Annotated in this window: 21 protein-coding genes; 5 read left to right on the top strand and 16 right to left on the bottom strand. The window is 49.3% G+C overall.

Annotation, left to right across the window (positions count from 1 at the left end):
* Positions 1 to 59 precede the first annotated feature (59 nt).
* The 7 genes from ruvB to J3999_RS07210 form a co-directional block, all read right to left on the bottom strand.
* On the bottom strand, positions 60 to 1073 hold the full coding sequence (gene ruvB, locus J3999_RS07240; RefSeq protein WP_208127248.1) for a Holliday junction branch migration DNA helicase RuvB: 1014 nt from the start codon (positions 1071 to 1073) through the stop codon (positions 60 to 62).
* Positions 1074 to 1736: a Holliday junction branch migration protein RuvA gene (gene ruvA / locus J3999_RS07235; RefSeq protein WP_208127247.1), complete on the bottom strand. Its 663-nt coding sequence runs from the start codon at positions 1734 to 1736 to the stop codon at positions 1074 to 1076. It lies immediately after the preceding gene.
* A gap of 24 nt (positions 1737 to 1760) precedes the next feature.
* Positions 1761 to 2282 carry a crossover junction endodeoxyribonuclease RuvC gene (gene ruvC, locus J3999_RS07230; protein WP_208127246.1) on the bottom strand — a complete coding sequence of 174 codons (522 nt, stop codon included), beginning with the start codon at positions 2280 to 2282 and terminating at the stop codon, positions 1761 to 1763.
* A 58-nt stretch (positions 2283 to 2340) separates the two neighbouring features.
* Positions 2341 to 3417, bottom strand: coding sequence for a quinolinate synthase NadA (nadA, locus tag J3999_RS07225; RefSeq protein ID WP_208127245.1), 1077 nt, complete (start codon positions 3415 to 3417; stop codon positions 2341 to 2343).
* 8 nt (positions 3418 to 3425) lie between these two features.
* The gene (gene aspS, locus J3999_RS07220) at positions 3426 to 5210 is read right to left on the bottom strand and encodes an aspartate--tRNA ligase (protein WP_208127244.1); all 1785 of its coding nucleotides are present in this window, start codon (positions 5208 to 5210) and stop codon (positions 3426 to 3428) included.
* 133 nt (positions 5211 to 5343) lie between these two features.
* Positions 5344 to 6012 (bottom strand): DUF502 domain-containing protein, encoded by a 669-nt coding sequence (locus J3999_RS07215; protein ID WP_208127243.1) that lies wholly within the window; start codon positions 6010 to 6012, stop codon positions 5344 to 5346.
* 234 nt (positions 6013 to 6246) lie between these two features.
* Positions 6247 to 6882 carry an HPP family protein gene (locus tag J3999_RS07210; RefSeq protein ID WP_208127242.1) on the bottom strand — a complete coding sequence of 212 codons (636 nt, stop codon included), beginning with the start codon at positions 6880 to 6882 and terminating at the stop codon, positions 6247 to 6249.
* 236 nt (positions 6883 to 7118) lie between these two features.
* On the opposite strand from J3999_RS07210, the gene J3999_RS07205 reads away from it, so the two are divergent.
* From J3999_RS07205 to J3999_RS07195, 3 genes are all read left to right on the top strand, one after another.
* Positions 7119 to 8000 (top strand): polyprenyl synthetase family protein, encoded by an 882-nt coding sequence (locus J3999_RS07205; protein ID WP_208127241.1) that lies wholly within the window; start codon positions 7119 to 7121, stop codon positions 7998 to 8000.
* Between the two features lie 127 nt (positions 8001 to 8127).
* The gene (gene queD, locus J3999_RS07200) at positions 8128 to 8511 is read left to right on the top strand and encodes a 6-carboxytetrahydropterin synthase QueD (RefSeq protein ID WP_208127240.1); all 384 of its coding nucleotides are present in this window, start codon (positions 8128 to 8130) and stop codon (positions 8509 to 8511) included.
* Positions 8512 to 8670: 159 nt separating this feature from the next.
* Positions 8671 to 9486, top strand: coding sequence for an A24 family peptidase (locus J3999_RS07195; RefSeq protein ID WP_243755363.1), 816 nt, complete (start codon positions 8671 to 8673; stop codon positions 9484 to 9486).
* A 76-nt stretch (positions 9487 to 9562) separates the two neighbouring features.
* On the opposite strand, the gene J3999_RS07190 is transcribed toward J3999_RS07195, so the two are convergent.
* Positions 9563 to 9877 (bottom strand): DUF3579 domain-containing protein, encoded by a 315-nt coding sequence (locus J3999_RS07190; protein WP_208127239.1) that lies wholly within the window; start codon positions 9875 to 9877, stop codon positions 9563 to 9565.
* Positions 9878 to 10206: 329 nt separating this feature from the next.
* Between J3999_RS07190 and J3999_RS07185 the strand changes: the two genes are divergently transcribed.
* Entirely contained in the window at positions 10207 to 11277 is a 1071-nt protein-coding gene (locus J3999_RS07185) for a 3-deoxy-7-phosphoheptulonate synthase (RefSeq protein WP_208127238.1), read from the top strand.
* 68 nt (positions 11278 to 11345) lie between these two features.
* Here J3999_RS07185 and thiL read toward each other — a convergent pair whose 3' ends face one another.
* The 8 genes from thiL to glyA form a co-directional block, all read right to left on the bottom strand.
* A complete protein-coding gene (gene thiL, locus J3999_RS07180; protein ID WP_208127237.1) occupies positions 11346 to 12356 on the bottom strand; it encodes a thiamine-phosphate kinase in 1011 nt (336 codons plus the stop codon).
* Between the two features lie 103 nt (positions 12357 to 12459).
* A complete protein-coding gene (gene nusB, locus J3999_RS07175; RefSeq protein ID WP_208127236.1) occupies positions 12460 to 12942 on the bottom strand; it encodes a transcription antitermination factor NusB in 483 nt (160 codons plus the stop codon).
* Positions 12942 to 13403, bottom strand: a complete 462-nt coding sequence (gene ribE / locus J3999_RS07170; RefSeq protein ID WP_173285315.1) for a 6,7-dimethyl-8-ribityllumazine synthase — start codon at positions 13401 to 13403, stop codon at positions 12942 to 12944. Before ribE ends, nusB begins: the two co-directional genes overlap by 1 nt.
* 161 nt (positions 13404 to 13564) lie before the next feature.
* Positions 13565 to 14683 carry a bifunctional 3,4-dihydroxy-2-butanone-4-phosphate synthase/GTP cyclohydrolase II gene (gene ribBA / locus J3999_RS07165; protein ID WP_208127235.1) on the bottom strand — a complete coding sequence of 373 codons (1119 nt, stop codon included), beginning with the start codon at positions 14681 to 14683 and terminating at the stop codon, positions 13565 to 13567.
* Between the two features lies 1 nt (position 14684).
* The gene (locus tag J3999_RS07160) at positions 14685 to 15335 is read right to left on the bottom strand and encodes a riboflavin synthase (RefSeq protein WP_208127234.1); all 651 of its coding nucleotides are present in this window, start codon (positions 15333 to 15335) and stop codon (positions 14685 to 14687) included.
* Between the two features lie 27 nt (positions 15336 to 15362).
* Positions 15363 to 16523 carry a bifunctional diaminohydroxyphosphoribosylaminopyrimidine deaminase/5-amino-6-(5-phosphoribosylamino)uracil reductase RibD gene (ribD, locus tag J3999_RS07155; protein WP_208127233.1) on the bottom strand — a complete coding sequence of 387 codons (1161 nt, stop codon included), beginning with the start codon at positions 16521 to 16523 and terminating at the stop codon, positions 15363 to 15365.
* Positions 16524 to 16567: 44 nt separating this feature from the next.
* Positions 16568 to 17038 carry a transcriptional regulator NrdR gene (gene nrdR, locus J3999_RS07150; RefSeq protein ID WP_173285319.1) on the bottom strand — a complete coding sequence of 157 codons (471 nt, stop codon included), beginning with the start codon at positions 17036 to 17038 and terminating at the stop codon, positions 16568 to 16570.
* 225 nt (positions 17039 to 17263) lie between these two features.
* Positions 17264 to 18535 carry a serine hydroxymethyltransferase gene (gene glyA / locus J3999_RS07145; protein ID WP_208127232.1) on the bottom strand — a complete coding sequence of 424 codons (1272 nt, stop codon included), beginning with the start codon at positions 18533 to 18535 and terminating at the stop codon, positions 17264 to 17266.
* Between the two features lie 267 nt (positions 18536 to 18802).
* On the opposite strand from glyA, the gene ettA reads away from it, so the two are divergent.
* Positions 18803 to 20473: an energy-dependent translational throttle protein EttA gene (gene ettA, locus J3999_RS07140; RefSeq protein WP_208127231.1), complete on the top strand. Its 1671-nt coding sequence runs from the start codon at positions 18803 to 18805 to the stop codon at positions 20471 to 20473.
* Positions 20474 to 20532 lie beyond the last annotated feature (59 nt).

Below are 20532 nucleotides of genomic sequence, written 5' to 3'. Positions count from 1 at the left end.
CACACAGTCAATAAGTCTTTATATTAGCTGCAACTTATTTCAAAATGCCGCAATGCACTTTACCCATTCGTTTGCGGTTTTTCAACACCCAAATGCTGATAGGCCTGATTGGTTGCCAGACGTCCGCGCGATGTACGTACGACAAACCCTTGCTGAACCAGAAACGGTTCAATCACATCCTCGATGGTACCCCGCTCTTCACCCATTGCGGCAGACAGGCTGTCGATGCCGACCGGCCCGCCATCGAATTTGTTAATCAATGCATCCAGAAAACGCAGATCCATCTTATCCAGACCGAGCTGATCGACTTCCAACAGGTTTAGCGCAGCATTGGCGATCTCCTGGGTAATAATCCCATCTCCGCGAACCTGAGCATAATCTCGAACCCGGCGCAGAAGTCGGTTGGCGATTCGCGGCGTTCCGCGTGATCGTCTGGCAACTTCCATCGCCCCTTCAAGATGCGCTTCCAGTCCGAGTATATTTGCCGAACGGGTAACGATCTGGCACAACTCGTCATGTGAATAGAATTCCAGGCGCTGCACAAGACCGAAACGATCACGCAGTGGCGAAGTCAAAAGGCCCGCCCGCGTCGTCGCGCCTACCAGAGTAAATGGAGGCAAATCAATCTTGACGCTCTGTGCAGCCGGCCCTTCTCCGATAACAATATCGATCTGAAAATCTTCCATCGCAGGATAGAGAACTTCTTCAACAACCGGGCTAAGCCTATGAATTTCATCAACAAAAAGAACATCATGAGGTTCAAGACGCGTCAGAATAGCAGCCAGATCACCCGGCTTTTCAATCACCGGCCCGGAAGTCTGGCGTAAGGTCACGCCCATCTCCTGGGCGATAATATTCGACAAGGTGGTCTTCCCCAGCCCCGGAGGGCCATACAGCAAAACATGATCTAATGGTTCCGCGCGCATTTTCGCCGCCTGCATCGACAGACTCAACTGCTCGCGAACCGCACCCTGTCCGATATATTCGAAAAGCTGCTGCGGACGTACAGACGGCACATTGTAAATATCATCTTCGGTCTCTTGGGCACCGACAATACGATCTGTTTCAATCATTTAGATTTTCACCCCTTGCAGTGCGGCTTTAATCACCTCTTCTAGCAGCATTCCGTCCTGATACGCCTGTTTGACCATTTTTTCCGCCTGCGTCGATTTGTAGCCCAAAGCCAATAATGCCTCAACCGCCTTATTAACAACCATGACTTCACCCTTAAGATTGTTAAGAGAATTTTTAGCTTCTCCGCCCATATCCCCTGAAGGTTGCAGAGCAAAATCTTCCGAAGCATAGTTAAGCAGCCCGGCTTCGACCAGAGGTTTCAGGCGATCACGGATCTCGATCTGCAGACGTTCGGCGGTTTTCTTGCCGACACCGGGAATTCTGGTCAAAGCCGTGACATCGCCCTGCTCAACCGACTGACAAAATTCATTCACCGACATCGACGAAAGAATCCCCAACGCCATCTTGGCCCCGACACCGTTAACCTTCAATAAGGTTTTGAACAGGGTACGCTCCGCTTCCGAAGCAAAACCGTATAGTTGAATCAGATCTTCACGTACATGCATATGCGTCAGCAACAGTACCTCGGATTCCTCATCACCGCTTTGCAACTGATAGAAAGTCGACATGGGCGCTTCCACCTCATAGCCGACGCCGCGAACGTCAAGCCACAGTAGAGGCGGCTGCTTTTTAACCAAAATTCCTTTTAAAAAACCGATCATAGATTATTGATTCCAAAAGATAAATTAAAACTTTGTCCCCTTAGAAATGGTTTCCGCATCCAATCCCAAAGACATATAACGATCATGACACAAGGCACAGGCCAAAGCGTCCGCCGCATCTTCCTGCGGGCACTCGGTCAGCTTCAAAAGATTCTGCACCATATATTGCACTTGGGTTTTTCCGGCATGCCCTTTGCCGACGATCGTGCTTTTAACCTGAGTGGGAGTGTATTCCATAATCGGAACGTCTTTGATTGCTGCGGCGCATAAAATCACCCCGCGAGCCTGTCCCAGGGTAATCGCCGATTTGGGGTTTTTATAGACAAATACTTTCTCGACCACAACCACATCCGGCTGATACTGGTCGATAATCTGGCAGATTGATTCAAAGATATTTTTGAGACGTTGCGATCCGGAAAATTTTTCAACCCGGATCACACCACTGACAACATAGTTGGGATTAAAGCGACCGGATTCGATAATACCGAATCCGGTTTTGCGAGAACCTGGGTCAACACCTAAAATCCGTTTTTTCGCTTTTTGCAAGAGCTTCTCCTGCCGTTAACCCAGTGAGATTAAAGATAAATGATTAAACGGAGCAAGACTATTTAGTCTGAACCAGCCCCGCCTGACGGGAAAATTCGAGCATCCTCTGTACAGAGTTCAAGGCCTTTTTACGCACCTCTTCGTCAAGCACAATTTCCGGCGCCATATTACGTAAACAATCGCGCAGGTTTTCCAAACCGTTCATCGCCATCCACGGACAATGCGCACAACTTTTGCAGGTTGCGCCATGCCCGCCGGTAGGTGCCACATACAGCTGTTTATCCGGTGCCAATTGCTGCATTTTGTAAAAGATATTGTAATCCGTAGCGACAATAAACTCTTTGTCCGGCATAGTCTGTACGGCATTGAGCAGTACTTTGGTGGAACCGACCACATCGGCCTGGTCGACCACCGAAGCCGGTGACTCGGGGTGAACCAGAACCTTAGCCTGCGGATGTTTTTTACACAAATCATCCAGCTCAAAACTCTTGAACTCATCGTGCACAATGCAGTGGCCCTGCCAACGGATCATCTCGATACCGGTCTCTTTTTCGATCCAGTTGCCGAGATGTCGATCCGGTGCCCAGATAATTTTTTCACCCTTATCTTTCAGATGACGCACGATCTGCAACGCATTCCCGGAGGTCACGACCCAGTCGGCAATCGCTTTGACTTCGGCACTGGTATTGGCATACACCACAACCGTATGATCCGGGTGCTGGGCGCAAAATTCGGCAAATTCTTTGGCGGGACAACCGACATCGAGAGAACAGGTAGCCTCAAGATCCGGCATCAGAACGGTTTTTTCCGGGCTGAGCATTTTGGCTGTTTCGCCCATGAAACGTACGCCGCAAACGACCAGAACGTCCGCTGCGGACTGCGCGCCGAAATTGGCCATTTCAAGCGAGTCCGCGACAACGCCGCTGGTTTCTTCCGCCAGAGCCTGCAACTCATCATCAACATAATAATGCGCCACTAACTGGGCATTATGCTGTTTCAGAAGCTGCTTGATTTCGTCCTTAAGTGCCTGCTTCTGCTGCTTGTTCAACCACGGCTGAGTCGGCGCATCCGAAGCAAGCTTCTGGATACGCGACTCAAGCTGAACAGGAATCTGCTTGGCGTGGGACTCTGACATCAAAACTCCTATTTATCCGCAGATCGTACCGGCTTACGGAAACGCAGCAACAACTCTTGCAACTGTGCGTTATCGACCATTCCCGGTGCTTCGGTCAAAGGACAAGCTGCTGACTGTGTTTTCGGGAAGGCAATAACATCGCGAATCGAAGGAATATCCCCCAGAATCATGACCAGACGATCCAATCCGAACGCCATACCCGCATGCGGAGGACAACCGTACTTCAGAGCATCCAGCAGGAAGCCGAACTTGTCTTGCGCTTCTTCATCGCTGATTCCTAGCAATTTAAAGACCGCTGCTTGCATTTTGCTGTCGTGAATACGCACCGAACCACCACCGACTTCCAGACCGTTGATAACCAGGTCATAGGCGCGCGACAGCATCTGGTGCGGTGCATCATGGCTAAGAATCTCTTCGGTAGTCGCTTTCGGCTGGGTGAACGGATGGTGAATCGCCACCATACGCGCTGTCTCTTCGTCTTCTTCGAACATCGGGAAATCAACAACCCAAACTGGTTTGAAACGCCCTTCCAGCATTCCAAGATCTTCACCCAGTTTAACACGCAGCGCACCGATCGCATCATTAACGACTTTCGCACTGTCCGCACCGAAGAAGACGATATCGCCATCCTGTGCGCCAACACGTTCCATAATCTGCATTACCTGATCCGGGAAGAATTTGATAATCGGCGACTGCAAGCCGTCGATACCGGCCGCCATATCGTTGACCTTAATATAGGCAAGGCCTTTGGCGCCGTAAATGCCGACAAACTTGGTATATTCGTCGATCTCTTTACGCGACATAGAACCCGCCCCCGGAACGCGCAGAGCGACCACTCGCCCTTTCGGATCTTTCGCCGGACCGGCAAAGACTTTGAATTCGATATCTTGCAGAAGGTCGGCAATGTCCACCAACTGCATGTCGATACGCAGATCAGGGCGGTCAATCCCGTATTTCTCGATCGCTTCGGCATAAGTCATACGCGGGAAATCCCCGTCGAACTCATAACCGATCGCCTCTTTAAAGATGGTTTTAGTCAGACCTTCCATTGTCTGCATAACCTGCTCTTCGCTCATAAAAGAGGTTTCGATATCCAGCTGGGTAAATTCCGGCTGACGGTCGGCACGCAGATCTTCGTCACGGAAGCAGCGCGTAATCTGATAATAGCGATCGAAACCGGACATCATCAGCAGCTGTTTGAACAGCTGTGGCGACTGCGGCAACGCAAAGAATTTATTCGGATGAGTTCGGCTTGGAACCAGATAATCACGCGCACCTTCCGGTGTCGATTTGGTCAGAATCGGCGTTTCCATATCCATAAAGCCGTTGTCGTCAAGGTAACGGCGCATAGCGCGCGTAATGCCGTAACGCAATCTCAGGTTGTTCTGCATTTCGTCGCGACGCAAGTCGATATAACGGTATTTCAAGCGCGTCTCTTCACCGACATTCTTCTCGTCCAACTGGAACGGAATCGGCTCTGCCATGCTCAGCACATCCAGTTTCTCGGCAACGATCTCGATCTTACCGGTCGCCATATTAGGGTTAACTGTTCCTTCAGTACGCGGAATAACCTTTCCGGTAATGCTCAGAACACATTCGGCACGCAATTTTTCGGCTTTGCTGAAATTTTCGGCAGCATCAGGATTAACGACAACTTGGACAAGTCCTTCACGATCGCGCAGATCGATAAAGATTACGCCACCGTGATCGCGACGACGGTGTACCCAACCGGCAACCTGTACCGTCTGGTCGATTAAAGTTTCTGTTACTTGTCCACAATAATGCGTACGCATATTCATTTAACCCTTTTGCTAAAAGTCTTTTAAAAAATTTCAAATCTATTGGTAAGCCATCTTACCTTGCCCCCTCGAAGGGAACTGGCAAACGGGCGGCAATATCAATTTCAACGCCCGATTAACCGTAATACTAATTGCCGGAATTCTTTTCCTCGCGAGCCGCTTCCGGTTTATTCGATTCTTCTACAGCCTGCGGCAGTGAGTCCGGTGCAACAACACCTCCGGAAATCACCATTTTCAAAGCGTCATCGACCTCAATATCCAACTTAATCACCTCTTTACGGTCGGCCATGATAAAGAAGCCGGAGGTTGGATTCGGCGTCGTCGGCACAAACAAATTAACGACTTCATCGAATCCGGTTTTTCGCTGCGGTTCCGAGATATTTTTTCCGGTCTGGAAAGCCAGCGTCCACAACCCTTTACGTGGATACTCGATCAAAAAGACATTCTGAAATGTCTGCTCGCCCGAACCGAAAACCGCCTCGGCGATCTGCTTAACCGCCTTGTAGATGCTTCGGACCAGCGGAATTCTCGACAGAATCGATTCCCAAATACCCACCAGCTTGCTGCCAAGAAGGTTCGCGGCCAGAATACCGGTGATCAAAATCAGCAGGAAGGACAGAAGAATCCCCAACCCCGGAATATTGAATCCCAAAAGGGTTTCAGGTCGGTATTCCAACGGCAGCAATAACAGACTGCGATCAAACAGATCAACCAGGAACTTGATGACGGCGAGGGTCACACCAAGTGGGAGCCACACCAGAAGACCGGCAATCAAATAACGCTTTAAAAAGGACATGGCCTTATACACCGTTGAAAAAACTTAGCCGCTTATTATAAAGGAATAATACTCAGATTTGAAAAGGAAACCGGCGCTTTTCTTCGGCGACAGGAGAATAAGGCTAGATTCAATCCCTAACCTACTTCAAGACGGATTATTACAGAAAGAATTAAAGACATAAAACCGCCTGCGACAGAGCGATTCAGCGTACGCAAAGCCAAATAAGACGGGATAAAAATCGGGCGCAATCCTTCAGATATAGATTTCAATCGGCGGCTCTTTAGCGAGCCGCTTGATCAGATCTCCGCGCGTCACCATGCCGATAGGCTGCTCGACGGAGTTCATAATGACCAAGGCACCGACACGATACTCGCTGAAAACCTGGGCAACCTGACGGATATCCGTGTCCCGGCTGGTGGTAATCACCTGTTTCTGCATAACATCAAAAACCTGCTTTTCTCCACCGAGCTCGATTTCACCGTTGTCGTCCAGCAATATCTTATGCAGTAAACGTTCCCGACTAAGCAGACCGACAAGCGTTGTTTCGTCTACAACAGGAAGATAATCGATTTTCAAGCGGGTCATCCGGTCGAACGCCTGAGCCAAAGTCGCCTCCTGGTTAATGGTAATCAGCGGCTCGGACATAATTTCGGCCACCTGAACCGCAACGCGTCTCTGCGGCTGCTCCTTAGCGCTCTGCTGATAGGCTCGCAACGCTTTGCTTTGCCCGGCTAAAACCGACTGTTGTTTACCCTCGTCCGGTTTCAACTGCTCAAGCCCGGTGTCTTCCACTTTATTTACCCGAGTGGCAGGGTCAACCCTCAGAACGGGAAGCTGCTGCACGGTCAAAGCTAACGACTGGCCTTCCGGGCTATAAACAATAAACATATCCGACTCTCGGTAAATTCGAAAACACACCCCGGGAACAATCGCCCGGTACATATACAATTATATCGGCTTGAATTTCAGTAACTTAACGCCAATAACAGCGGCTATTGTAATTTTTATACCCCCTCAAGCTTGCAAACAAATTTTGTACAGCGCTACGCTAATTCATTAGAATAATTCTTTTTCGCCGCTAACGGGCGTAATTCTTCATCTCCGACAACTTCAGGAATTGACGTTTGCATACTCAACTAAACCTCTACCAACAGCGCATCAATCAATACTTGTCACTAAAAGTAAGTCAGCTTAAACAGACAACTTGTCCGCAAAAACTTCAGGAAGCGATTGCCTATGCGACCCTGGATCAGGGCAAACGACTTCGACCTGCATTGGTTTACGCCTGCGGAGAAGCGTTGAATATGCCCCTGGAAATACTGGACACGCCTGCGGCTGCCGTTGAATTGATTCATTGCTACTCGCTGGTACACGACGATCTGCCGGCAATGGACGACGACGAGCTTAGGAGAGGAAAGCCGACAACGCATATTCAATACGACGAAGCAACCGCCATTCTGGTTGGTGATGCCCAGCAGACGCTGGCATTCCAGCTGATTGCGACCGATGGGCACATCAACGATCACAATAAAGTCGAGATGATCAAAGTGCTTACACATGCTGCCGGCTTGAATGGCATGATCGGCGGTCAGCAAATCGATATCGATTCTGCCGGTAAACTCCCGGAGCAATCGGCACTGGAACGGATGCATCAACTTAAAACCGGTGCATTGATTCAGTCGTCCCTGCTCCTTGGCGCCTGCCAGCATCCTGCTTATCCGCAAATCAAGGAAGACCTTATCATTTACGCCAAAGCAGTCGGACTGGCGTTTCAGGTACAGGACGATATTCTGGACATCACTTCCGATACCGAAACGCTTGGTAAACCGCAAGGATCGGATCTTAAATCGGACAAATCCACTTACCCGAAACTGCTTGGATTGCGCAAAGCACAAGCCTATCGTGACAATCTGGTCATTGAAGCCAAAAAAGCGCTGCAACGCCTGCCGTTCAAAAGCGAGTTTTTATGGGATTTGACGGACTATATTGCGTTGCGCGAGCATTAAAGACAAAATCCGCATAAATCCGCATAAACCCGATAAAATCCAACCAATTTCAGAGACTTATCTTTTAATCGCCGAGCAATTTAATATATAATTATTTGCTTAATTTGAATTTTCAGGGTAAGCGTAAATGGCGCAAAAATTTGTATTAAAAACCGTTCTTGATTTTGCCGCGGCTCACACTCTGCAAGGCTACCCCGGCGACTGCTCGAAACTGCACGGACACAACTGGAAAATTGAAGTCCAGATTGTCGGCAGTCAACTGAATGAAATCGGAATGGTCGTTGACTTCAAGGAAATCAAGCGTCACGCTAAAGAGGTGATCAAAGAGCTTGATCACACCTATCTGAACGACCACCCGCACTTTACTCAAGTCAATCCGACGGCTGAAAACATCGCCGCGTTCCTGTATCGCCAGATCGCCGAACGCATCAGTGACGAACGGGTTGCCATGCACAGTATTACCGTCTGGGAAAATGATCGCAACTGCGTCATCTATTCGGAAGACGAATAAACGACTCCACATGTTTTCAATTATCAAAAAGCCGGGAAAGCAAAACCCGGCTTTTTTATATCGGAAAAACACCCGATATTTTCCCGAAACCCGTTTCAGCTTGACCTTTTCGATCCTTACTTTTAGGATTTGTGCAGAATATCGATTGAGACTCAATTCATGCAAACACACCTAATGACGCCAATTTTGGAGCTGCCTTTCTTTTTAACGATTGTATTCGCCCTTCTTCTCGGCCTGATAATCGGCAGCTTTTTAAGCATGTTGACCTGGCGCATGCCGCGCTTTTTATTCGAAGCGGACGAAAATACCCCGCATTACAAAATAATGAGTATGGATCGTTCACATTGTCCGCATTGCCACGTCGCCCTGCCCTGGTACCGACTTATCCCACTCTTTAGCTGGCTTTACAGCAAAGGCAAATGTCATAACTGCCACGAGCCGATTTCCAAACGCTACCCCCTGATCGAACTCAGCAGTGCTTTGGCGACAACCGCAGTCATCATTCACTTCGGCCTCTCCCCCTTAGGGCTTATCGCGCTGATTTTCACCTGGTATTTGCTCGCCATTACCGTTATTGATATCGAACACCAGCTGATTCTAGACAATCTGAGTCTGCCTTTGCTCTGGCTCGGTCTACTTTTGAATACTCAGGAAGTTTTTACCAGTCTAGAGATGGCCGTCTGGGGAGCCGCACTGGGCTATCTGCTTTTATGGCTGGTTTTCCACAGCTTTCGGCTGGCCACCGGCAAAGAAGGAATGGGCTATGGAGATTTCAAAATGTTGGCGGCACTGGGGGCGTGGTTCGGCGTCATGGCTCTGGCGCAAATCGTCCTGATTGCTGCCGTGAGCAGCATTCTGATCACATTGCTTCTAAGCCTGATCAAACTGCAAAAACACGACGCGCCTTTTGCTTTCGGCCCGTTTCTGGCACTGGCCGGCTGGATTACCCTATTTGCCGGAAGCAACCTTATTTAAAGCTGCAAAACAGACAGATAAAAAAAGCCGGAAAGATTCCGGCTTTTTATTAACGGGCGCATAACAATCGCTCGGTTCAGCTTCCCAGCTTTTCCTCATCGACATCACAGACTTCGGTCATCTTCAGACCGTTACTGCGTACAAAATTCATGACATACTGATACATCACCGGATTCTTGATCTCCAGCTCGGTATCGATAATCAAACACTTCTGCCCTTCATACAATTCAGGATGCAGTAAATCGGAATACACCAGTCGATGCGATTCACCAAAGGAAGCACCCATTGAAGAAATCCGATCAATCCAATCACTTGGCCTAAATTTTCGACCGTCCTCGGTCACACCTTGAATAACGTATTTACAATGCACTATTCTCTTGCCTATTTGCATTTCTTAAAACTGCGAGGATTTTATCATAACTAGTTAAAATTCCGAGTCTTCAGTAGATTATTTTTAACTATCAAGTTAATAAGCATTTTAAATACATAAAAAGCCGCAAATCCTGCAGCATAGAACACGGCATAAGAATAAGCTTATGAAATCATTAAATTCGTTGTAAACTAGAATCCAAAAAATGGCATAATAAGCGGTTTGGCGCGGCTTTCATTTATGAACCCCCTAAGAGAAGGCGAGAGGCGTCGAGGCGCTCTCCAATCCCTGGCAATTCGCGGATGCGCACAGACGAAAGCGCACACTTAATCACATAAAAAGTAGTAACCATGAGCACGTATCAGACTGACGATTTACGGATTAAAAACATTACCGAAGTTCGCTCCCCGCAGGACCTGCATGAGCTTTACCCTATCACCGAGTTAGCGTCGCAAACGGTGTATGATACTCGCCAGCAGATCCATAACATTCTGGCTGGACGTGACGACCGTATCCTAGTGGTAATCGGCCCATGCTCCATACATGATCCGGGCGCGGCCAGAGATTATGCCGCTCAGCTTAAAGGGCAGATTGAAAAACATAAAGACGACCTCCTGATCGTCATGCGTGTCTATTTTGAAAAGCCTCGTACCACCGTCGGCTGGAAAGGACTGATTAACGACCCGAATCTGGATGAGTCTTTCGAGATCAACAAAGGACTTGGTCTGGCGCGTAAATTACTGTCTGACGTCAACAACATGGGCGTACCGGCCGCTACCGAATTTCTGGATTTGATCTCGCCGCAGTATGTTGCCGATCTGATCTCTTGGGGCGCTATCGGCGCACGAACCACCGAAAGTCAGGGACACCGCGAACTGGCCTCCGGCCTTTCCTGCCCGGTCGGTTTCAAAAATGGTACCGACGGCAGTGTACGCATCGCGGTTGACGCTATCCGCGCGGCCAACAATCCGCATATTTTCATGTCTTTGACAAAAGAAGGTCACTCGGCGATTTTCGAAACGACCGGGAATGAAGATTGCCACGTTATTTTACGCGGGGGCAACCAGGGCCCGAACTATGAAGCGCCTTATGTTTCCGAAGCCGTGCAGCAACTGAGCGAAGCGGGTGTACAAAGCAAACTGATGGTCGATTGCAGCCACGCGAACAGCAACAAAGACCACACCCGCCAAATGATTGTCGCCCAATCGATTGCCGATCAGCTAAAAGACGGTTCGGATGCGATTATGGGGGTCATGGTGGAAAGCCATCTGGTTGGCGGAAGACAGGATGTTCAGCCAGGCAAACAACTCACCTACGGGCAGAGCATCACCGATGCGTGTATCGACTGGGAAAGCAGCACCGAATTGCTCGACATGCTGGCAGAAGGTGTACGCCAGAGACGAGAAAAGTCAAAAGCGTAATCACCATCATGCCTGATAGAGACAATAAAAAAGCCGTCAATCGACGGCTTTTTTATTACCTTGAAACTTTAAAAATGCTGAAAACCTGCAGAATCCGGTACAGCATAACCCTCTGCGCACAGCGTCAACTCGATTCCGGCATGCCCGGTAATTTCGCCGATCTTGGAGAGGACAACGTCATGTTCAGCAGCCAATGCCCGCAAAGCAGGCCAGTTCTCCGGCTTCACCGTCAGGCAAAGCTGATACTCATCCCCACCGCTGAGCGGCATCTGCCACAAAGCTTCTTGAGCAATAAGTTTACGCACACCGGAAGAGAGCGGTAGATCGTTCAATTCAACCCGTGCTCCAAGGCTTTTCCCGATGGACATCGAGGAGCGCTCAAGAATGTGCCCCAAATCTTGCAACAAGCCATCGGAAATATCGATCGCGCTATTGGCCAGAGGATACAAACATTGCCCCATAGCCAACTGGGGGATCGGTCGATTCAAGTGATTCAAAGCGTGCCGTTGATCTTGCTCATTCAACCCCGATTTTAATTCGATCGATAAGGTATCCAGCGCCAGTGCCAGCCCCAAAGCCCCCTCGCCGAGAACGCCGGTGACCGCAATAATATCCCCTGCTTCGGCCCCTGATCGCAAGATCGCATTCCCTTTGCGAACAACGCCTTTAGCGCTGACGGTCAGAGTCAGAACATCACTGCGCGTCGTATCGCCACCAACCAGCGGAATCGTCATACCGGTTGACGCAACCAGATCATGAAAACCTTGACTGAAATCAGCCATCCATTGCTCCGACTCAGCACAGGCTTTCGGCAAACTCAACCCCAGAGAAAAACCGATCGGCTTCGCCCCCATCGCAGCCAGATCACTTAAATTAACCGCCAAAGCCTTCCAGGCTATGTCATAAGCACTGGTATCATGCGGAAAATGCACACCGCTGACCAGAGTATCCGTGACCACGACCAATTGATGCTGCGTAGGGATTGTTATCAGCGCACCGTCGTCACCGATACTCAAATCTCCTTCCGGCAACCCCAGACTTAGAGGAGTGAAATAACGCTCAATCAGATCAAATTCCATAAATCTCTCTGGCAAAATGCAAAAAAGCCCTCAGACGAGGGCTTTCCTGTAATGAGTCAAAATTGACAAAAGCGGCCGCTACATCGAGCAAACCGCAATAAGGCTAGGCATTGACTTCCAGGCTTCGAACCTGCTTGGCAACCTTATCAAGAACGCCATTGACAAACTTATGACTCTCTTCAGCCCCGAAGCGCTTAGCAAGCTCAACCGCTTCGTTGATGACAACCTTGTATGGCGTTTCCAACTTACTGCGCAACTCATAACTGCCGATACGCAGAATGGCACGTTCAACCGGATCCAGACGCTTAATGTCACGATCGATAAAATCAACATACATCTGATCCAAAACGTCGGCTTCTTCAGTAACCTGGTTCAACAGCTCTTTGAAAAGATCGAAATCCAGCTGCTCCAGAAAACCGTCTTCACTGAACTGCTTCATAATCTCCAGTACAGAAGCGTTCGTCAACTGCCACTGGTAAAGAGCCTGTAAAGCGACTCGACGCGACTGACTGCGCGGCGAAACTTGCGGCTCTTTTTCTATAATTTCTTCGCCCTGTCCAGGCTGAATCGAATCGGTAATTTTCATTAAATCTGCTTCAATACATTAACCATTTCAATTGCCGCAAGAGTGCATTCTTCACCCTTGTTACCCGCCTTGGTTCCGGCACGCTCAATCGCCTGTTCGATGGTATCCACCGTCAGAACACCGAACGAAACCGGCACCCCGGTCTGCAACTGAATCTGTCCGATGCCTTTCACGCATTCACCGGCAACATAATCAAAGTGCGGTGTTCCGCCGCGAATAACCGCGCCTATCGCTACAATCGCATCATAATCGCCCGACTGCGCCATTTTATTGGCGGCAACCGGAATTTCAAAAGCGCCAGGAACCATGACTTTCGTAATATTGTCTTCGGAACCGCCGTGACGAACAATGGTATCGACCGCACCTGCAACCAGATGATCGACGACAAAACTGTTAAAACGGCCTACAACCAGACCGATTTTCATTCCTTGTGCGGTTAGATTTCCTTCAACTGTTTTCATGTATTCCTGAGCCTCTTATTTTTGATCTTCAATCTTGTGATTATTTTCTATGACGCTGATTCAGCGACCTTAGGCATAGCCGCATATTTTGCCATAAAAAGCGCCGCCTGAAGGGTAAAAATCCACTGCACTCTGAAAATAGTGCCTTGATTGTGCAACCCTCAGCCATCCTTTTTCGGCATAACTTCAACGACTTCCAAACCGAAACCGCTCAACGCATTCATTTTCATTGCAGAACCAACGATCTTCAGTTTCTTCATTCCCAGATCGGCAATGATCTGCGCACCAAGTCCAAAAGTTTTGGTATCGTCGGGATTCTGCGTTTCCGGCACCTTAATACCGCGATCCTGCATCTGGTAATGCTGAATCTTATCCAGCAAAGCGCCGGCTTCTTCGTTCTTGCGCAGAACGACAATCGCCCCGCTTCCCTCTTCGGAAATCTGCTTCATTGCCGCCTGCAGCGACCAACCACATTCCGGACGTTTAGAGCCAAAAACATCACATAGCGTATCCAGCATATGGACGCGTACCGCTGTCGGCTGATCCGAAGAGATCTGACCGTAAACCAGTGCAAAATGCGCTTTCTGATCGAGCACGTCCTGATAGCCGATCAATTTGAACTCGCCGAATTCGGTCGGTAAAAGACACTCTGAAACGCGCTCGATGGTTTTCTCATTCTTCAAACGGTATTCGATCAGATCGGCAATGGTTCCGATTTTTATTCCATGTTCTTCAGCATAGGTTTCAAGATCATCGCGACGCGCCATTGAGCCGTCTTCGTTCATAATTTCGACAATAACCGAGGACGGTTCAAAACCGGCTAGACGCGCCAGATCGCAACCCGCCTCGGTATGTCCCGCACGCGTCAGGACTCCACCCGGCTGCGCCATCAGCGGGAAAATATGCCCCGGCGTAACAATATCCTGCGGACCGGCATCCTGAGCAACTGCAGTACGTACCGTAACCGCGCGATCCGCAGCGGAAATCCCTGTGGTCACGCCTTTGGCCGCCTCAATCGAGACGGTAAAGTTAGTACCGTGCGGGTCTGTATTGTCACGCACCATCAGCGGCAGGTGTAACTGATTGCAACGATCGCGTGTCATGGTCAGACAGATCAGGCCACGACCGTAACGGGCCATGAAATTAATATCTTCGGCGGTTACCGTCTCGGCCGGAACCAGCAGGTCACCCTCGTTTTCACGATCTTCGTCATCCATCAGGATGACCATTTTGCCCTGCTTATAATCTTCAATCAGCTCTTCTATTGTATTTAATGCCATCTTATTTAAATCCGTGTTCCGCCAAAAAGTTTTCAGTAATATTGGACTGCGCTTCTGCCTGCGGTGCATTCAGCATCCGCTCCAGATATCTCGCCAGAAGATCAACCTCAAGATTGACCTTAGTACCGACCTCGAAATATTTAATGGTCGTTTCCTGACGGGTATGCGGCACGATATTAACATCAAAAACGCACCCGTCGACTTTATTGACCGTCAAGCTGATACCGTTAATACAGATCGAGCCTTTAGCCGCAATGTATTTACAGATTGTCTGCGGTGCTTCGATCTGATATCGCCATGACCGGGCATCCTGGGAAATAGTCCTGACCTCTCCCACTCCATCCACATGACCGCTCACCAGGTGCCCGCCAAGACGATCCTGCAAGCGCAGCGCTTTTTCCAGATTGACCGGAGTTCCCGGCGACCATTCCGCGGCCGTAGTAACACTTAAGGTTTCAGAAGACACATCGGCGACATAGAAATCTTTGCCGAATTCAATTGCGGTAAGACAGATCCCGTTGGCGGCAATGGAATCTCCTTGCGCCACGTCGCTCATATCAAGTTTTCCGGTGTGAATCGTGACTTTCCAGTCTCCATCACGCGGCTCGATTTTACTGATTTTTCCTTCAGCTTGGATAATACCCGTAAACATAATTATGATTGCTTTATTGTTTTGCTATTAATTGCTTTTCAGATGACTCTTAGGTTTTAGAATCATACGGACATCTTCACCAAAGGTGTCGATATCGGTGATTGAAAACTGTAATTTATCATTCATGCTGGTAACCGACGGCAAGACAAACATCGGCTTGGCCTGATCACCCATCAGTACCGGAGCGACAAAGGCGTGGATTTCATTAACAAAACCGGATTCGACAAAAGCTCCGGCGACAATCGCACCGCTCTCGACCATCACATCGTTGACCTGCTCTTCATCCGCCAGATAATGCAGGACAGACTCGATATCCAGTTTATCGTCCTGAGCGGCGACTGCGACCAATTCGACACCGTGGCGGTGAAATTCTTCAACCCGCTCCGAACTGTTTTCAACGGTCTCTTTGGAGGTCATGACAATCGTTCTGCCGGGAAGGGCAAGCATTTTTGCTTCCATAGGTAGGCTTAAATTCGGATCAAGTACCACTCTTATCGGATTTGCGTCTGTCACATCCAGATTCATTTCAGCCAAATGCGCTGGATCCAGTCGTACGGTCATACTCGGATCATCCGCCAATATCGTACCGATTCCGATAATCACCGCACCGGCATGAGCGCGCATCTTGTGCACTTCAACACGTGAATCCGGACCAGTAATCCATTGACTCTCTCCGTTTGCCATAGCCGTGCGTCCATCCAGACTACTCGCCATTTTCAGACGGACATAAGGCAAACCGGTGCGCATGCGATGCAAAAAACCATGATTCAGCTCATGAGCCTCTTTTTCAAGGAGTCCGACCTGCACCGCGATTCCGGCATTTTGCAGGCGTTTAATTCCATTCCCTCCTACCAATGGGTTCGGATCTTGCATCGCCACGACCACACGACTGACACCCGCATCAATGAGTGCATCGCTGCACGGCGGCGTACGTCCATGATGCGAACAGGGCTCAAGCGTAACGTAGGCAGTCGAACCCGAAACATTCTGAGCGTTGTTCAACGCATCCGCCAGCGCTTCTTTTTCCGCGTGCGGCTGGCCGGCTTTATGATGCCACCCTTGCCCGATCACCTTACCGTCCTTAACCAGAACGCATCCTACCGCCGGATTCGGCTTGGTTGAATAAAACCCTTTATACGCCAGCGCAATCGCCTGCTGCATATAAGCCTGATCTTCGCTCTGCCACATGACACCAACTCCTTTCGGTGAGCTTTCGTTATCGCTCTGCAAAGTTATTTTGACTTTGCCGTTGTCGAAACCATCAAGCGTTCAATCTCTTCTCGAAACGCATTAACATCCTGAAAAGAACGATACACCGAAGCGAACCGGACATAAGCGACCTGATCCAGCTCACTCAGTTCATCCATCAACCATTCACCGATTTGACTTGAAGAAATTTCTCTAACCCCTTCGGTCATGGCGCGCTTCATGATTGAATTGACCACCTGATCAATCGATTCACTGGCCACCGGACGTTTCTCAAGCGCCTTTATCAAACCGCGACGAATTTTCTCTTCATCAAAACGTTCACGATTGCCGTCGCTTTTAACAACGCGCGGCAGTGAAAGCTCGGCGGACTCGTAGGTGGTAAAGCGTTCTCCGCACTGAATACACTCGCGGCGGCGGCGAACCTGAACCCCTTCGGTCGCCAAGCGGGAATCAACAACTTTGGTATCCGGGGCATTACAAAATGGACAGTGCATAGTGTTTCCTAGTCTTTTTTTAAATCGGCGTTCCCGGCCGAACATAAATAAGCAAAAATAAGTTATCGCTAAATTAAGATTTTACTTATTTATCTTGAGCCCAGAATTGAAAAAACCACCAGATTTGGTGGTTTTTTCTGTTTAAAACAAGTTTATAACACAAGAGAAAGCCCAACGCGAACTTTTCGCACGGCGTTGCATGACGCTCTCTAGATGCATACGACCTTATTTATAAACCGGCTTGGCTGCGCAAAGTGCAGAAACTTTTTCACGCACCTCAGCAACTACAGCTTCATCCCAACTCTCGCTTGACTGATCGCAAGCGTCGATGACATCACACATCCAGGTTGCAAGATTGGTGCAGTCTTCAACATCGAAACCACGAGTGGTTGCCGCCGCTGTACCGACACGGATACCTGACGTAACAAACGGAGACATCGGATCGTTAGGAACCGAGTTTTTGTTAATAGTGATATGCGCCGCATCCAGAGCCGCATCAACCAGCTTACCGGTCAAACCTTTTTCAATCAGGCTAACCAGGAACAGGTGGTTTTCAGTCCCGCCGGAAACCACATCGCAACCGCGTGCCTTAAAGACTTCCGCCATTGCCTTGGCATTTTTGATTACGTTAACACAGTAGTCTTTCCATGAAGGTTCCAGACACTCTTTGAAGGCGACCGCTTTAGCCGCCATAACGTGAACCAGAGGCCCCCCCTGACCGCCCGGGAAAATCGCCGAGTTCAGTTTCTTTTCAAGATCCGGGTTCGACTTACAAAGAATCAGACCACCGCGCGGACCGCGAAGCGTCTTGTGAGTTGTAGTGGTAACAACGTCTGCAAACGGAACCGGGTTCGGATATTGACCACCGGCAATCAGACCGGCAACGTGCGCCATATCGACAAACAGGTAAGCACCGACAGAATCGGCAATCGCACGGAACTTCGACCAGTCGATAACCTGAGAGTAGGCAGAGAAACCTGCCACGATCATTTTCGGCTTGTGCTCGTCAGCCAGCTTCTGAACTTCGTCATAATCGATTTGACCGCTAACCGGATCGATACCGTACTGAACCGCATTGTAGATTTTACCGGAGAAGCTAACGTGAGAACCGTGCGTCAGATGCCCACCGTGTGCCAAGCTCATACCCAGAACGGTATCGCCCGGCTCGCACAGCGCCATGTATACTGCCGCATTCGCCTGAGAACCGGAGTGCGGCTGAACGTTCGCATAATCCGCACCGAACAACTCTTTCGCGCGATCAATCGCAGCCTGCTCAACAATATCAGCAAACTCACAACCGCCGTAGTAACGCTTGCCAGGGTAACCTTCCGCATATTTATTCGTGAAGTAAGACCCTTGCGCTTCCATTACGCGCGGACTGGTGTAGTTCTCAGACGCAATCAGCTCAATGTGAGTTTCTTGACGATTCTCTTCATTTTTAATCGCATCGGCAATCAGATCATCATATCCAGCAATCGTCATGTCTTTTGTAAACATTGTTAAGCTCTCCGTTAAAGTAGAAAAGAGGCGGTCTATCGCGGCTTTTGGAATTCGCAACCCACAACCGTCTCATTAGAATCCAAAGCCAGAATTTTAATCTTTTTGGCCTGACACGGCAAATTAAAGGGCTAATTTTTATCAATAATCATGAAAACAGAAACTAATAGTCTTTAACTGTTTTTCGATTCTCGGTAAACTTGCCGTCATTCATATTTAATCCAATACAGATTAGCCTCTAATCTATTCAGAAATTTAGGAACTTCCATGGCGCAATTTGTTTACACCATGAACCGCGTGGGGAAAGTTGTCCCACCGAATCGTCACATCTTAAAAGATATCTCTCTGTCCTTCTTTCCCGGCGCCAAAATCGGTGTTCTTGGTCTCAACGGTGCCGGTAAATCGACACTTTTGAGAATCATGGCCGGTATCGACACCGATATCGTCGGTGAAGCACGTCCGCAACCGGGGATCAAAGTCGGCTATCTGCCACAGGAACCGCAACTGGACGAATCTAAAGATGTGCGTGGCAACATTGAAGAAGCGGTTAAAGAGGTCAAAGACGCCCTGGCTGAACTGGATGCTGTTTACGCCGCCTATGCTGAACCGGATGCCGATTTCGACGCTCTGGCCAAAAAACAGGCCGAGATCGAAGACATTATTCAGGCTAAAGACGGGCACAATATCGACCGCACTCTGGAAATTGCCGCCGACGCCCTGCGTCTGCCGCCTTGGGACGCCGATGTATCCAAGCTATCCGGTGGTGAAAAACGCCGTGTTGCCCTGTGCAAGCTATTGCTGGAAAAACCGGACATGCTTCTGCTTGACGAACCAACCAACCACCTGGATGCGGAATCGATCGCCTGGCTGGAACGCTTCCTACTTGAATTCCCGGGAACCGTAGTGGCGATCACCCACGACCGTTACTTCTTGGATAATGCCGCGCAATGGATTCTGGAGCTTGACCGTGGTGAAGGCATACCATTCGAAGGAAACTACTCTTCATGGTTGGAACAGAAAGAGAAGCGTCTTGAACAGGAAGCCAAATCCGAAGCGGCACGCATGAAAACCATCAAAAGCGAATTGGAATGGGTTCGCCAAGGTGCGAAAGGACGTCACGCTAAATCCAAAGCGCGTCTGGCCCGTTTTGATGAGCTGAGTTCGCAAGAACAGCAGAAGCGCAACGAAACCAGCGAAATCTTTATTCCGGTTGCTGAACGCCTTGGTGAAAAAGTCATTGAAGTGAATAACCTTTCAAAATCTTTCGGCGACCGCCTGTTGATTGACGACCTCTCTTTCAACCTGCCACAGGGTGGAATTGTCGGGATTATCGGTGCGAACGGTGCCGGTAAATCAACCCTGTTCCGCATGCTGACTGGACAGGAACAGCCGGATTCGGGCTCCGTTGAATTCGGTGAAACGGTGAAATTATCCTATGTTGACCAAAGCCGTGATGCACTGGACGACAATAAATCGGTCTGGGAAGAGATCTCCGAAGGTGACGACATCTTTATGGTCGGCAATATTGAAGTGAACTCGCGCGCCTACTGCTCGAGATTCAATTTCAAAGGCGGCGACCAGCAGAAGAAAATCGGCCAGCTTTCCGGTGGTGAACGCAACCGTGTCCACTTGGCAAAAACCCTGCGTAGCGGCGGCAATGTCCTGTTACTCGATGAACCAACCAATGACCTTGACGTTGAAACATTGCGAGCCTTGGAAGAGGCCCTACTGGAATTTGCCGGCTGTGCGGTGGTTATCTCCCACGACCGTTGGTTCCTGGACCGAATTGCGACGCATATGCTTGCCTTTGAAGGCGACTCTCATGTAGAGTGGTTTGAAGGAAACTTCACCGATTATGAAGCCGACCTTAAACGCCGTAAAGGTGCGGATGCAGCACAACCGCACCGCATCAAGTACAAGCCGATTTCAAAAGGCTAAAATAACTGTAAACGGCTGTTTTTATACAGCCGTTTTTTGTATTCCCTACTCAACAATTT

The organism is Thiomicrorhabdus sp. 6S3-12 (assembly GCF_017571475.1).
Taxonomy (GTDB): domain Bacteria; phylum Pseudomonadota; class Gammaproteobacteria; order Thiomicrospirales; family Thiomicrospiraceae; genus Thiomicrorhabdus.
This window is presented reverse-complemented; position numbering and strand designations above follow the sequence as displayed.

Coding starts and splice junctions, on each gene's coding strand:
- J3999_RS07215 (WP_208127243.1), bottom strand. CDS start 6,012: ATGTCCTTTTTAAAGCGTTATTTGATTGCCGGTCTTCTGGTGTGGCTC.
- J3999_RS07185 (WP_208127238.1), top strand. CDS start 10,207: ATGAGCACGTATCAGACTGACGATTTACGGATTAAAAACATTACCGAA.
- ettA (WP_208127231.1), top strand. CDS start 18,803: ATGGCGCAATTTGTTTACACCATGAACCGCGTGGGGAAAGTTGTCCCA.
- J3999_RS07160 (WP_208127234.1), bottom strand. CDS start 15,335: ATGTTTACGGGTATTATCCAAGCTGAAGGAAAAATCAGTAAAATCGAG.
- ribBA (WP_208127235.1), bottom strand. CDS start 14,683: ATGGCATTAAATACAATAGAAGAGCTGATTGAAGATTATAAGCAGGGC.
- aspS (WP_208127244.1), bottom strand. CDS start 5,210: ATGCGTACGCATTATTGTGGACAAGTAACAGAAACTTTAATCGACCAG.
- ribD (WP_208127233.1), bottom strand. CDS start 16,523: ATGTGGCAGAGCGAAGATCAGGCTTATATGCAGCAGGCGATTGCGCTG.
- J3999_RS07210 (WP_208127242.1), bottom strand. CDS start 6,882: ATGTTTATTGTTTATAGCCCGGAAGGCCAGTCGTTAGCTTTGACCGTG.
- nrdR (WP_173285319.1), bottom strand. CDS start 17,038: ATGCACTGTCCATTTTGTAATGCCCCGGATACCAAAGTTGTTGATTCC.
- J3999_RS07195 (WP_243755363.1), top strand. CDS start 8,671: ATGCAAACACACCTAATGACGCCAATTTTGGAGCTGCCTTTCTTTTTA.
- ribE (WP_173285315.1), bottom strand. CDS start 13,403: ATGAAAACAGTTGAAGGAAATCTAACCGCACAAGGAATGAAAATCGGT.
- thiL (WP_208127237.1), bottom strand. CDS start 12,356: ATGGAATTTGATCTGATTGAGCGTTATTTCACTCCTCTAAGTCTGGGG.
- queD (WP_208127240.1), top strand. CDS start 8,128: ATGGCGCAAAAATTTGTATTAAAAACCGTTCTTGATTTTGCCGCGGCT.
- nusB (WP_208127236.1), bottom strand. CDS start 12,942: ATGAAAATTACCGATTCGATTCAGCCTGGACAGGGCGAAGAAATTATA.
- J3999_RS07190 (WP_208127239.1), bottom strand. CDS start 9,877: ATGCAAATAGGCAAGAGAATAGTGCATTGTAAATACGTTATTCAAGGT.
- nadA (WP_208127245.1), bottom strand. CDS start 3,417: ATGTCAGAGTCCCACGCCAAGCAGATTCCTGTTCAGCTTGAGTCGCGT.
- glyA (WP_208127232.1), bottom strand. CDS start 18,535: ATGTTTACAAAAGACATGACGATTGCTGGATATGATGATCTGATTGCC.
- ruvA (WP_208127247.1), bottom strand. CDS start 1,736: ATGATCGGTTTTTTAAAAGGAATTTTGGTTAAAAAGCAGCCGCCTCTA.
- ruvB (WP_208127248.1), bottom strand. CDS start 1,073: ATGATTGAAACAGATCGTATTGTCGGTGCCCAAGAGACCGAAGATGAT.